Raw genomic sequence first — 12,116 nt, 5'->3', positions numbered from 1 at the left:
ATCAGCCCCAGCAGTTCTGTGCGCCCCAGGCGGTGTCCTTGGACTCCAGACCCTGGACGGGATGGTCGGTGATCAGGGTCGCGCCGGTGTCGATGAAGCCGGACGGCTTCTTGCCCGTCTTGGCATAGTCGAAGACCGCGTTCACGCCGTCCTCGGCCATCTTCTTCGGGAACTGCATGACGGTGCCGACGAACTGGCCGTCCTTCACGTTCTGCACGCCTTGGCAACCGCCGTCGATCGCACCGACGAGGACCTTGCCGGCCAAGCCCTTCTCCTTCAGCGCCTGGTACGCACCGCGCGCGGCCGGCTCGTTGATGTTGTACACCGCGTTCACCTGGCCGCCGACGCGCTGGAGCAGGTTCTCCATCGCCTGCTGCGCCTTGGTCTGGTCGCCCTGGGTCAGCGCGCTGCCGATGATCGCCGGCGTCTTGAGCGGTAGTCCCATACCTTCGAGGAAACCGTTGTGCCGCTGGACGCCGACCGTGGCGCTCGGGTCGAGATCCATCATCACCAGCTTCGGCGCCGTGTCGCCGAGCCGCGCCTTCACGTACTGCCCGATCAGCTTGCCGGCGGTCTCGTTGTTGGTCGCGTACGTCGCCGTGACCGCGTCGGCCGGATCCGTCGCCGTGTCGAGCGCGATCACGATGATGCCCTTGTCCTGGGCCTGCTTGATCGCGCCCAGCACCCCGGCGGAGTTGCTCGGGGTGATCAGGATGCCCTTGACGCCTTGCTGGACAAGGTTTTCGATCGCGGTGACCTGGCCCTCGTTGTCACCGTCGAACTTGCCGGCCAGCGCGATCAGGCTGCCGCCCTTCGCCTCCGCCGCGGCCTTGGCGGATTCTCTCAGTTTGACGAAGTACGGGTTGGTCTCGGTCTTCGTCACGAGCCCCACCTTGATCGGACCCGAATCACCACCCGACTCAGATCCGGGCCCTGACTTCTTCGTCGTCGTACAGGCGCTGAGCGCCAGTGCGCCGACGCACACGAGTGCGGACATGGCGGCTGTGGACCGCCGGATCCCGGTGAACCTCATCGGAGCCTCCTGCTGTGCTGATCGTCCCGCTCCCCCGGCCGGGCGGCCTGCGGTGCAGCACAACCTAGGACCGCTCAGATGAGCACGGAACGATTTGCGCAAAAGATTGCGTGCGAGTTTCCGTGCGGGCACGATGCCCGCATGGCCGGCGGACGTCGAGGTGCACGGCTGGTCGACGTGGCCAAGCTGGCCGAGGTGTCGATCAGCACGGTCTCCCACGTCCTGAACGGCACCCGGTACGTCGCGCCGGACACCAGGGAACGGGTCCGGCACGCGCTCGAGGCGCTCGACTATGCCCCGCCGGCGCCGATGGTCTCCAAACGCTCCGGCCGGGCCCTGGGACTCGCGATCACCGGCGCCTCCAACCCGTACTTCGGCGACCTCATCGCCGGCGTGGAATCGGAGGCGAGGCGGGCCGGCTTCGCCCTGCTGCTCTGCGACACGCACGACGACAGCCGGCTCGAGGCGAGCGCGGTCGCGACGCTGCTCGCCCACAACGTCGAGGCGGTGATCATCGCTCCGACGCCGGGCTGGAAGGAGACAACGTTGCCGGTGTTGCGCAAACACGAGACGCCGTTCGTACTGGTCGACCGGATGAGCGACGTCCGGGCGGACCAGGTCGGCACGGAGAACGAGTCCGTGGCCGCCGCCCTGGTCGAGCACCTCATCGAGATCGGCCACCGCCGGATCGGCATGCTGGCCGGCCTGGCAGGAGTGTCCACGACCGACGAGCGGCGGCAGGGCTATCGTCGCGCGCACCAGGTCAGCGGGATCCCGGTCGACGACGACCTGATCGTCGATGCCCATTCGACGGTGACCGGCGGACGCGCCGGCGTCATCTCGCTGCTGCACCGGCCGGACCCGCCAACCGCGATCTTCGGCGGCAACAACGCGATGACCATCGGCGCGTTGCTGGCTCTGAAGGAGACCCGGCACCGGATCCCGGAGGACATCGCGCTGGTGACCTTCGACGACTTCGAATGGGCGAGCGCGATGTCGCCGGCGCTGACGGCCGCCGCCCAGCCGTTCCATGCGATGGGCGCCCGCGCCGTGCAACTCCTGCTGCGCCGGTTGGCCGACCCGTTCGCGCCGCGGCGGATCGAACGCCTGCCGGCCGAGATCGAGCACCGCGAGAGCTGCGGATGCCGGACGCCCGACGGCCGCCCGGCCAGGACCACCCCGCGGCCGCCGGATTGACGACCCAGAGCATGCGGCACTTGGACGAGTCGACCGCGCACGCGCGGGCGGTGCAACTGGTACGCCGGGCACGGCGGGCCGTCCTCGGCATCGCGGGAGCTCCCGGCGCCGGCAAGTCGACGTACGCCGAACAACTGGTCACCGCTCTGCGGGCCGAGGGTCATCCTGTCGCGCTGGTGCCGATGGACGGGTTCCACCTGGCCCACGCCGCGCTGCAGTCACTCGGGCTGGTGCCGGTGAAGGGAGCGCCGCAGACGTTCGACGTCGACGGGTACATCGCCCTGCTCGACCGGCTGCGGTCACCGGGCCGGCGCACCGTCTGGGCACCCCGGTTCGACCGGGACCTCGAGGAACCGATCGCCGCCGCGGTGCCGGTGATGCCCGACGTCAGACTGGTGGTGACCGAAGGCAACTACCTGCTCCTCGACCAGGGGCCTTGGGCAATGATTCGCCCGGTACTGGACGAGTGCTGGTTCGTCGACCTGGATCCGGTCGTCCGCCGGGAGCGCCTCGCCGCCCGGCACCTGCGGCACGGCCGCAGTCCGGAAGAGGCGCTGGCCCGGACCGCGGGCAGCGACGAAGCAAACGCACGTCTCGTCGACAGCACCCGATCCCGCGCCGACGCCATCCTCCGGCTCTCGCCGCGGCCCTGACCGCTTGGGCTATCGCCAGATAGACCCGAGCTGGTGGATCGTCAGCTGTTCCACGACGGCTCGCCCCTCGGCGACCAGCTCGAGCCCGGCCGGACGGGCGTTATAGCTCTGGTAGACCGCGCCGTCGTTGCCGAACACGTCCAGTTGGTCGCGGTCGACCAGTAGGTGGAGTTTGATCCTGCCGTTGACCGGTCGGAGCTCGGCGCCGTCGAGCCGTTGGTCCTGGTACGTCACGTCGCGGCCGACCTTGAGGGTGAAGCGGGTGACCTGGCTGACGTCGACCGTTGCCTCCAGCTCGTAAGTGCTGCCGGCTGGGAGCTGCTGTACGCCGTCTTCGACCGTCAGGCTCTCCCAGGTCTGTGTGCTTTCCCGGAGCGATGCAAGCTCCGGGATCGGGGTGCTGAAAACGCGGATGCCGTCGTCGGTGTGGTGCAGGGTGAGATCCACCGGGAACGACGCGTTGCCGGTCCAGATCGAGCCTTTGTTCTCGCCCTGCCACGCCATCGAGACGATCCGCCCGTCCGGCACGTTCTCGAAGGTCAGGGCCGCGTAGTACCCGGCGCCGGCGAAGGTCTCGGTCTGGTTGATCCGCTGCGGCTCAGTCCAGTCCGAGTGGTACGTCGTACCGTCCCACTCGCCGACGACGTACTGGCCGCTGCCTGCGTGCAGGACCCATTGGTAGTCGTCGTCGAGCGGCATCCGGATCAGGTTCGGGCACTCGAACAACCAGTCGGCTGCGTAGCGGGACGCGAACGTCCAGTCCAGCAGGTTGATCGAGGTGTAGAAGTCGACGCCGTTCCCGACCTCGTCCGACCACACGACCATGCCCCACGTCTCCGAGACCGGGTCCCGGAACACCTTCGGGTCGCGGCTCGTGCCGCCGGGTGTGACGACCTTCTTGCCGTCGGCGTACGTCAGGAACGTGTTGCCGCCGTCCAGGCTGTAGAAGACGGTCACGCCGTTCGTGCCGGAGTACACGAGGATCGGGTCGTCGTCGGCGGTCTTCAAGCCGCTGGCGTTCTCGAGGTCGACGACCCCGCCGCCCGACCACAGGTCACCGGGGTGGACCTGTGGGTCGAGGGCGATCGGTTGTTGCGTCCAGTGCACGAGATCGGTGCTGGTCGCGTGACCCCAGTGCATGGTGTCCCAGACCAGGCTGTTCGGCGCGTGCTGGTAGTAGAGGTGATACACGCCGCGGTAGTACAGCGGCGCGTTCACGTCGTTCATCCAGCCGGCCCGCGTGCTGAAGTGGAACTGCCCGCGGTTGTCTTCCTGGTAGTTCGTCGCTGGATAGGGGAAGGTCATGGTGCACACCTACCCCATCAGGGTCGGCCTTTGACACCTAGGGATGAACAGCTAACCACGTCGAGCGATTGCTGCATCCCGCAACTTCTCGAGCGTCTCCTCCGTCGTCTCCCAGCCCATGCAGGCGTCGGTGACCGACTGGCCGTAGGTCAGCTCCCGGGTCGGGTCGAGGTCCTGGCGACCCTCCTGCAGGAACGACTCGAGCATCACGCCGACGATCGCCTTGTTGCCGGCCGCGACCTGCGCGCCGATCTCCTCGGCCACCACCGGCTGGCGGCGGTGGTCCTTGCGGCTGTTGCCGTGGCTCGCGTCGATGACGACCCGCTCCGGCAGGCCCGCCTTACGGAGGAGCTCGACCGCGCCCGCGACGGACTCCGCGTCGTAGTTCGGGCCGCTGTCGGAGCCACGCAGTACGAGATGGCAGTCCGGGTTGCCGCGGGTGTGCAGGATCGCGGGCGCGCCGTCGTGGTCGATACCGGTGAAGACGTGCGGCACGGCGGCGGCCTTGATCGCATCGACGGCCGTGGCGATCGAACCGTCGGGGCGGTTCTTCATCCCGATCGGCATCGACAGGCCGGACGACAGCTGGCGGTGCACCTGGCTCTCGACGGTTCGTGCGCCGATCGCACCCCAGCCGACGGTGTCAGCGATGTACTGCGGGGTGATCGGGTCGAGGAACTCGCAGCCGGCAGGCAGGCCGAGCTCGGTCACCTGGACGAGGAGCTGGCGTGCGATCCGCAGACCGCGGTTCACGTCGCCGGAGCCGTCGAGGCCCGGGTCGTTGATCAGGCCCTTCCAGCCGAGGGTGGAGCGCGGCTTCTCGAAGTACACGCGCATCGCGATCAGCAGGCCGTCGGAGAGGCGCTCGGCGACCGGTCGCAGTCGTTCGGCGTACTCGAGGGCGGCCTTCGCGTCGTGGACCGAGCACGGGCCGACGACCACGAGCAACCGGTCGTCGACGCCGTCGAGTACGTCGGCCACCGCCTGCCGACCGTCGGCGACTCGGCCGGCGAGCTCGTCGTTGAGCGGGAACTCGTCGTGCAGCGCCTGCGGGGTGATCAGCGGGACGGTCTTCTCGATCCGCCGGTCGACGACGCGCGCCTGTTCGGTCGGTTTCGGGAGGGTGTTCATCGGGGGGACCTTTCCGCCGGTCCGCTCGCGTTGCAGCGCAGGCAGCCGGCTGGTGGGACGAGAAAAGCCAAGGACGGATGTCCTTGGCTTCGGGCCGGCTGCGGTGTCTGCGGTTGGGCGTCAGCGATCGGCTGAGCTGCCCGGCACCAGAGCCGGCCACTCAAAAAATCGCCAATAGCTACGCTTCACGTCCACGACAATACCATCCGTTCAGCACCGTCATCAGTAACCGTCAGTGGTGTGGGCTCGTTGATGGCTGCAAGACCGGCTAGACGACGGGGAGTGCTGCAGGTGGTGAGGCCGCGGACCTTTGAGTTGGTTCGGTATCGGGATCCGAGTGGGGTTTCGGGGACCGGAGTGGTGGCTGAGGGCTGTGAGTTCAGCGACGGCTCGGTGGCCTTGCGATGGCGGGGTGACAATCCGGCCACAGCCGTCTGGCCCGACCTCGACTCGGTCCTGGCGGTGCACGGGCCAGGGCGCGACCGAGGTCCGGTGGGTCGAGGGCCAGAGCCCCTCGGAGCCACGCGCCGGCCTCGACAACCTCTTCGACGAACTGCACCAGGTCCGAGCGCCGTCGTCGCTCACCGATCCGCTTCCGCCGCCGCCCGGCCACGCCCGTGGATGGGCAGGGGCCAGGCATCTGAGGTAGAACGTGGCCGTGACACAGATCTACCTGGTCCGGCACGGCGAGCCGGACTACGAACCGGTCGATTCCCGCGGGCTGCCGGGGATGGCGACCGACTCCGCCCCGCTCAGTGCCGTCGGGATGAAACAGGCCGAGGAGCTGGCCGACCTGCTCGGCGGCATCCGCGCGACGTACCTGGTCAGCTCGCCGCTCACCCGCGCCCTGCACAGCGCCGCGATCATCGGCCACCGGCTCGCGCTCGGCGTCCGGGTCGACTACGACCTGCGCGACTGGCTGCCTGACCAGACCGGCCAGTGGCGCGGCATCGCCGACCTCCACGCCGCCCAGGCCGAGTTCGAGGCGTACGACGGCGAATGGCCCGAGGGCGTGCAGCGACCGTGGGAGCCGCTGTCCCAGGTCCGGGAGCGTGCCCGCGGAGTTCTCGCCCGGCATACCGCCAGCACCGACGGACCCGTCCTCGCGATCACCCACGCGACGGTGATCCGGGCGCTGACCGGCGCGAAGGACACGGCCCACGGCGCCCACGAGTACTACCGGTACGATCCGGCGAATGACGGCTGAGCCGGGACTGCCACGCATCATTGGCGTCGTCGCTCTCGGTGGTGTCATCGGCTCGCTGGCCCGCTACGGACTGGCCGAAGCGGTGCCGCACGGAGCGACTGGTTTCCCCTGGGCGACGTTCGTCACCAACGTGCTCGGATGCTTCGCGATCGGGGTTCTGCTCGCACATCTGACCCCGCGCCATCATCCGCTGCTGCGGCCCTTCCTCGGCACGGGCATCCTCGGCGGCTTCACGACGTTCTCGACCTTCGCGGTCGACACGGAGAAGTTGCTGCACGTGCAGATGGTTGTTGCATTCGTCTACTTCTTCGGCACGGTCGCCGCGGCGTTGGCGGCGGCAACGATCGGCGAGCATGTCGGCGGCCGGACGCGATGAACATCCTACTGGTCGCACTCGGCGCCGCGGTCGGTGCGCCGCTCAGGTTCCTGGTGGACAAGCACATGGTGACCCGGTTGTTGCTCGGTGCCCGGATCGAGACCCCGTTGCCCTGGGGAACCTTCGCCGTCAACATCCTCGGCAGTTTCCTGCTCGGCTTGCTGACCGGCGTCGGTAATCACACGATCGCTTTGCTCGTCGGCGTCGGGTTCTGCGGCGCGTTCACGACGTACAGCACGTTCGCGGCCGAGACGACGGCGTTGGCCAGTTCCGGACATCGCGGTAAGGCGGTCCTCAACGTCGTACTGAACCTGGGTACCGGGCTGATCGCCGCTGTTGCAGGAGCCTGGCTGAGTAAGTGACTCATGTCACACGAGGTGATGACGTGAACACCTGCGCCGCCTGACTGTGCGCCTGCTGTGCGCCTGAAACGGGCCCGATCACGGCCCGCAACGGCACGCGGTGATAACGAATGGCCCGAACTTCGAGACAACAAGGGTTGAACTACGTAAGAGATGAGCATAGTTTTCACCGAGCGCCCGTCCGCGCTCACGGTGAGTCAAGGAGGTTGCCATGTCGAGAGGGATGCCTCGCCTGCCCCGCCCGCTCATGGATCTGTGGGACTGGCAGTCACAAGCCGCATGCCGGGATGTCAACCCGGAGCTCTTCTTCTCACCCGAATCGGAGCGTGGCGTTCGCAAACGCGCCCGCGAGATGGTGGCCAAGTCCCTGTGCGGGACGTGCCCGGTCCAGCCCGAGTGCCGGCAGCACGCGCTCTCCGTCGGAGAGCCGTACGGCGTCTGGGGCGGCACGACGGAATCCGAGCGCGACAACACCGTCCTCCCCGAGCACCGGAAGTCGGCGTAGGAGCTGCCCGCAACAGATGTCAGGCAGTTCCCTCGTCGTTCTCGGACGGGGGTTCGTCGTCCTGGGCCTTGTTCTTCGGGCCCTTGTTCTTGGGGTCTTCGGGCTCCGGCGGCTTGACCGTCGTGCGCGGGTCCCGATAGCGGTCCAGTGACTTGAGAAAGTCCGGATCGTCATCGGGCGCCACCGGACGGCTGACCGGCCGCGACGGCCGTACGACGGCCTCGCGGCCGCCACCGCCCTGCGTGCGCGACATCAGCAGCCAGACGATCGGGCCCACGAACGGGACGAACACGATCAGGACGATCCACACCAGCTTGGGCAGGTATGGGACTTCCTCGTCGGGTGTCTGGATGCAGGAGAACAGCGCATACACGCTGAGCACCAGGCTGATCAGGAACGGCAGGAATCGAACCACGTTCCAACAGTACGGCGCGGACCCGATCAGCGGGCGGAGGCGGCGGGTCCTGTCCGGTAATCTCACGCCGTAGCGAGCAGGTGCTCGGTGCGGTGCATCGGCGCGCGGGGGCGAAGGGGTCGATGCGGAGCATCGTTCCCTTTGCACCCGTGCGGCGAGGTGCCGTGCCGAGTGCCGCGCAGTAGGCGTGGGATTACCGGGCAGGACCCAGTCCTCGTGCTCGCAGGACCGTGTTCTCGAGGGGGCGGAAGACGAGGAGTTCGATGCCGACGCCGACCACGAAGATCAGCACGATGCCGGCGAAGACCATCGAAATGTCCGACAGCGACATGCCGTTGTGCAGGTATTGCCCGAGGCCCTCGCCGAGTTCTGGCGAGGTGGCGATCAGTTCGGCCGCCATCAGCGAGCGCCACGAGAACGCCCAGCCCTGCTTCAATCCGCCGAGGAACCCGGGCAGCGCGGCGGGCAGCAGGATGTACCGGATGCCGCCGAACCGGCCGGCGCCCAGGGCCTTTCCGACGCGCGGCAGGATCGGCGGCACCTGGTCGAGACCGGAGACGAGCCCGTTGGCGATCGAGGGCACGGCACCGAGCAGGACGACCCAGTAGATAGCGCGGTCGTTGAGCCCGAACCACAGGATCGCGGCCGGGACCCACGCGACCGATGGCAGGCTCTGCAGGCCCGAGACGAGCGGCCCGATACCTCGGCGTACGACGGTCAGGTTGGCGATCGCGAGCCCGAGCGGTACGGCGATCAGCAGCGAGATCGCGAACCCGATGACCGCGCGGTGGACCGACACCCAGAACAGTTCGGCGATGTCGCCGCTGGTGACGAGCTGCCAGATCTGACTCCAGACCGCCGCCGGCGCGGGCAGCTTGAACTCGGGCCAGAACGCAGCGGCCCACAGCGCCTGCCAGATCGCGACCAGGACGACAACCGCTCCGATCGGCGGCAGGACGCGCGCGGCGATCCGCCGTACCCGCGAACCCTCGGTGGTGTCGACCGGAGTGTCGAGCGCGTCGAGACCGGCCTCAACGGACCCTTCCTGAACGTCAAGCGGCATGACTGCTGATCACCTTGCGGAGTGCGGCGTTGATCTCGTCGGTCACAGCTGCGGCATCGGGAGCGTCCTCGACATCCCACTGCCGTACGACGCGGCCGGGCCGCGACGAGAGCAGTACGACGCGTTGGCCGAGTCGCACTGCCTCGCGGACATCGTGGGTGACGAACAGGATCGCCGTCCCGGTGGCTCGCCAGATGCGGAGCAGCTCGCCCTGCAGCACGTCGCGGGTGATCGCGTCGAGGGCGGAGAACGGCTCGTCCATCAACAGCAACGACGGCTTGTCACCAGCGTCCCCGGTGCTGTCGGTCGTCGACGCAAGCGCCCGCGCCAGCGCGACGCGTTGCCGCATGCCGCCGGACAGCTCGTGCGGGCGCTTGTCGCCCAGGCCCGCCAACCGCACCAGCTCCAGCAGCTCGGCCGCCTTCGCTCGCCGCTGTGCCTTGGGTACGCCGGCCATCCGCAACGGCAACTCGACGTTCCCGGCCGCGGTGAGCCACGGCATCAGCGCCGCCTCCTGGAAGACGACCGCCGGCCGCGACGAGTTCAGCTCGATCCGCCCGGCCGTCGGCTGGTCCAGGCCCGCGACGAGATTCAGCAGCGTGGTCTTGCCGCAGCCGGAGGCACCGAGCAGGCAGACGAACTCGCCGGGCTCGACCTCGAGATCGACGCCGTCCAACGCGACCACCGACTTCCGGCCGGTCCCGAACGTCTTGCCTACTTGATGAAAGCGCACCGGGCTCAGCACGTCCGGCAAGGTGTCGATGGTCGCGGTCATGGCCTGCCTCCTACTACTCGTCCTGCTACTTCGAGTGGTCCTGCTACTTCGAGTCCAGGCCGGCGGCGTCCACCGTCGGCTTTCCTGCCTTGCTGAGTACGTCGTTCAGCGGGCCGAGGTCCGCGAAGCCGGCCACCGCCGGGGCCTGTTTCGCGATCCCGGCCGTGACCTGGTCCTTGGCCAGCTGCGGGAACGTGCTCGCGATCGGGTCCGCGGTGATCTGGATGTTCTTGAACGCCCGGTCGATCACAGCCGGCTTCAGCGCCTTACCGGTCGCCTGCTTCAGCTGGTCGTTCACGACGGCCTTCGCGTCGGCCGTGTTCGTGCTGCTGTAGTCGATCGCCGCGAGGAGCCCGGACAGCAGCGCCTTCACGGTCTCGGGGTGCTCCTGCAGGAACTGGGTCCGCACGATCAGCACGGTGGTCGGGAACTTCCCGTCCGGCCACAACGACGCCTCGTCGACCAGCACCTTCGCGCCCGCGTCGAGCACGAGCCGCGACGACCACGGCTCCGGCAGCCAGGCCGCGTCCACGTCGCCCTTCTTGAACGCGTCGAGCGTCTGGGCGTTCTCCAGGTTCGTGACCTTGACCTTGCCGGTCAGGTTCTTGCCGGCGAGCCACTTCTTCAGCGACACGTCCTGCGTGTTGCCGAGCTGCGGAGTGACCACCGTCTTGCCGATCAGGTCCTCCGGCTTGGTGATGGCCGGCTTCACCACGAGCTGAGCGCCGCCCGACGTCGCGCCGGCAATCAAGCGGACGGCCTCGCCGTTGGACTTCGCGTACGCGTTGATGGCCGGCCCGGAGCCGATGAAGCCAGCGTCGAGTGAGCCGCCGAGCAGCGCGCCGACCTCCTCGGGGCCGGCATTGAACTTGGTCGGCACCAGCTTCGTGCTGCCGAGGTCCTTGGTGAACAGGCCCTTGCCGAGACCGATGAGCGCGGCGGCGTGGGTGACGTTCGGGAAGTAGCCGAGCCGCAGCTCGGTGGCGGGCCCCTTGTCGCTCGACGCGGCGGCCGTGTCGTCGCTGCCGCCGGCGCGCGAGCAGCCGGCAGCGGCGAGGGTCAGGGCCACGGTGGCGGCGAGCAGGCGGAACGGACGGATGGCGGAGATGCTCACGAGAAGACCTTTGTCTTGAAGGAAGGCGAAGCTTCAGGAAGCGGGTTCGAGCTCGCGCTCGACCGTGACTGCCTCGGTGTCGGCAGGGGTGTCGGCACTGGTGTCCGCCTGGCGGCCGGTGATCCGGACTCCGTAGACGACCAGGCCGGCCCAGGCGGCGACGAGGGCGGCGTAGACGGCGTACCGCGGGCCGGTGGTGACGTCGAGACCGTTCAGCAGGGTGCGGGCGTTCGTCAGGATCAGCACCAGGCCGACCGCGACCCCGAGCCAGCGGGTCGCCAACCGGGATACCAGCCACGCGGCGATCGGGGCCGCGATGACGCCGCCGATCAGCAGTGCGGCGACGATGTCGTACGGCAGGTTGTCGCGACCGAGGCCGAACAGGAAACCGATGCTGGCGGCGACCGAGACCAGGAACTCGGCCGCGTTCACCGACCCGACCGCGCGCCGCGGCGCCAGCTTGCCGCTGGACAGCAGCGCGGAGTTCGCGACCGGTCCCCAGCCGCCACCGCCGGTGGCGTCGATGAAGCCGGCCACCAGACCGAGCGGACTGAGGAACTTCCCGGCCGGACGGCCCTCGATCACGGCGCGGACCTTCCCAGTGCCGAACCGGACCAGGATGTACACGCCGAGCAGGAGCAGCAGACCGGCAACCCACAGCGACGCCGACTCGGTCGACAGACTGGACAGGAACGTCGCGCCGGCGAACGCGCCGACCGCGCCCGGCGCACCGATCAGCGCGACCACGCGCCAGTCGACGTTGCCGAAACGCCAGTGCGACAGGCCCGAGGCGAGCGTGGTGCCGACCTCGGACAGGTGCACCGAGGCGGAGGCGACGGCCGGGGTGATCCCGGTGATCAGCAGGGCCGTACTGGCGGTGACGCCGTATGCCATGCCGAGCGTGCCGTCGACGAGTTGGGCGATCGAGCCCAGCAAGGCGATCAGGATGAGACGACGCACGGAACTACTCCTACGGGTCG

The 12,116-nt window shown here is 68.6% G+C and carries 14 protein-coding genes; 6 read left to right on the top strand and 8 right to left on the bottom strand.

Annotation, left to right across the window (positions count from 1 at the left end):
- Window position 1 precedes the first annotated feature (1 nt).
- Window positions 2–1,033, bottom strand: coding sequence for a substrate-binding domain-containing protein (locus tag AB0J62_RS09730; RefSeq protein WP_363866589.1), 1,032 nt, complete (start codon window positions 1,031–1,033; stop codon window positions 2–4).
- Between the two features lie 141 nt (window positions 1,034–1,174).
- On the opposite strand from AB0J62_RS09730, the gene AB0J62_RS09725 reads away from it, so the two are divergent.
- Entirely contained in the window at window positions 1,175–2,230 is a 1,056-nt protein-coding gene (locus AB0J62_RS09725) for a LacI family DNA-binding transcriptional regulator (protein ID WP_363866586.1), read from the top strand.
- Entirely contained in the window at window positions 2,176–2,883 is a 708-nt protein-coding gene (locus tag AB0J62_RS09720; RefSeq protein ID WP_363866583.1) for a nucleoside/nucleotide kinase family protein, read from the top strand. The genes AB0J62_RS09725 and AB0J62_RS09720 overlap by 55 nt, the downstream gene beginning before the upstream one ends.
- 9 nt (window positions 2,884–2,892) lie before the next feature.
- Here the strand turns inward: AB0J62_RS09720 and AB0J62_RS09715 are convergent, their stop codons facing one another.
- Window positions 2,893–4,188, bottom strand: coding sequence for a glycoside hydrolase family 32 protein (locus AB0J62_RS09715; RefSeq protein WP_363866580.1), 1,296 nt, complete (start codon window positions 4,186–4,188; stop codon window positions 2,893–2,895).
- 51 nt (window positions 4,189–4,239) lie between these two features.
- Complete coding sequence (locus AB0J62_RS09710) at window positions 4,240–5,319, bottom strand: 3-deoxy-7-phosphoheptulonate synthase (protein WP_363866577.1); 1,080 nt, start codon at window positions 5,317–5,319, stop codon at window positions 4,240–4,242.
- A 658-nt stretch (window positions 5,320–5,977) separates the two neighbouring features.
- Between AB0J62_RS09710 and AB0J62_RS09705 the strand changes: the two genes are divergently transcribed.
- From AB0J62_RS09705 to AB0J62_RS09690, 4 genes are all read left to right on the top strand, one after another.
- Window positions 5,978–6,526, top strand: a complete 549-nt coding sequence (locus tag AB0J62_RS09705; protein ID WP_363866574.1) for a histidine phosphatase family protein — start codon at window positions 5,978–5,980, stop codon at window positions 6,524–6,526.
- Complete coding sequence (locus AB0J62_RS09700) at window positions 6,516–6,902, top strand: CrcB family protein (protein WP_363866571.1); 387 nt, start codon at window positions 6,516–6,518, stop codon at window positions 6,900–6,902. The genes AB0J62_RS09705 and AB0J62_RS09700 overlap by 11 nt, the downstream gene beginning before the upstream one ends.
- Window positions 6,899–7,264, top strand: a complete 366-nt coding sequence (crcB, locus tag AB0J62_RS09695; RefSeq protein ID WP_363866567.1) for a fluoride efflux transporter CrcB — start codon at window positions 6,899–6,901, stop codon at window positions 7,262–7,264. Before AB0J62_RS09700 ends, crcB begins: the two co-directional genes overlap by 4 nt.
- A gap of 211 nt (window positions 7,265–7,475) precedes the next feature.
- A complete protein-coding gene (locus AB0J62_RS09690; protein ID WP_134097793.1) occupies window positions 7,476–7,769 on the top strand; it encodes a WhiB family transcriptional regulator in 294 nt (97 codons plus the stop codon).
- Window positions 7,770–7,788: 19 nt separating this feature from the next.
- On the opposite strand, the gene AB0J62_RS09685 is transcribed toward AB0J62_RS09690, so the two are convergent.
- The 5 genes from AB0J62_RS09685 to AB0J62_RS09665 form a co-directional block, all read right to left on the bottom strand.
- Window positions 7,789–8,184: a PLD nuclease N-terminal domain-containing protein gene (locus AB0J62_RS09685; RefSeq protein WP_363866564.1), complete on the bottom strand. Its 396-nt coding sequence runs from the start codon at window positions 8,182–8,184 to the stop codon at window positions 7,789–7,791.
- A 193-nt stretch (window positions 8,185–8,377) separates the two neighbouring features.
- Entirely contained in the window at window positions 8,378–9,247 is an 870-nt protein-coding gene (locus AB0J62_RS09680) for an ABC transporter permease (protein ID WP_363866561.1), read from the bottom strand.
- Window positions 9,237–10,022 (bottom strand): ABC transporter ATP-binding protein, encoded by a 786-nt coding sequence (locus tag AB0J62_RS09675; RefSeq protein WP_363866558.1) that lies wholly within the window; start codon window positions 10,020–10,022, stop codon window positions 9,237–9,239. Before AB0J62_RS09675 ends, AB0J62_RS09680 begins: the two co-directional genes overlap by 11 nt.
- Before the next feature lie 43 nt (window positions 10,023–10,065).
- A complete protein-coding gene (locus AB0J62_RS09670) occupies window positions 10,066–11,136 on the bottom strand; it encodes an ABC transporter substrate-binding protein (protein WP_363866555.1) in 1,071 nt (356 codons plus the stop codon).
- A gap of 33 nt (window positions 11,137–11,169) precedes the next feature.
- Window positions 11,170–12,096, bottom strand: coding sequence for a sulfite exporter TauE/SafE family protein (locus AB0J62_RS09665; RefSeq protein ID WP_363866552.1), 927 nt, complete (start codon window positions 12,094–12,096; stop codon window positions 11,170–11,172).
- Window positions 12,097–12,116: the final 20 nt, after the last annotated feature.

The organism is Kribbella sp. NPDC049584, assembly GCF_040675555.1.
Taxonomy (GTDB): Bacteria; Actinomycetota; Actinomycetes; order Propionibacteriales; family Kribbellaceae; genus Kribbella.
Note: the sequence above shows the minus strand (reverse complement) of the source record. Positions and strands in the feature narration are given on the sequence as shown.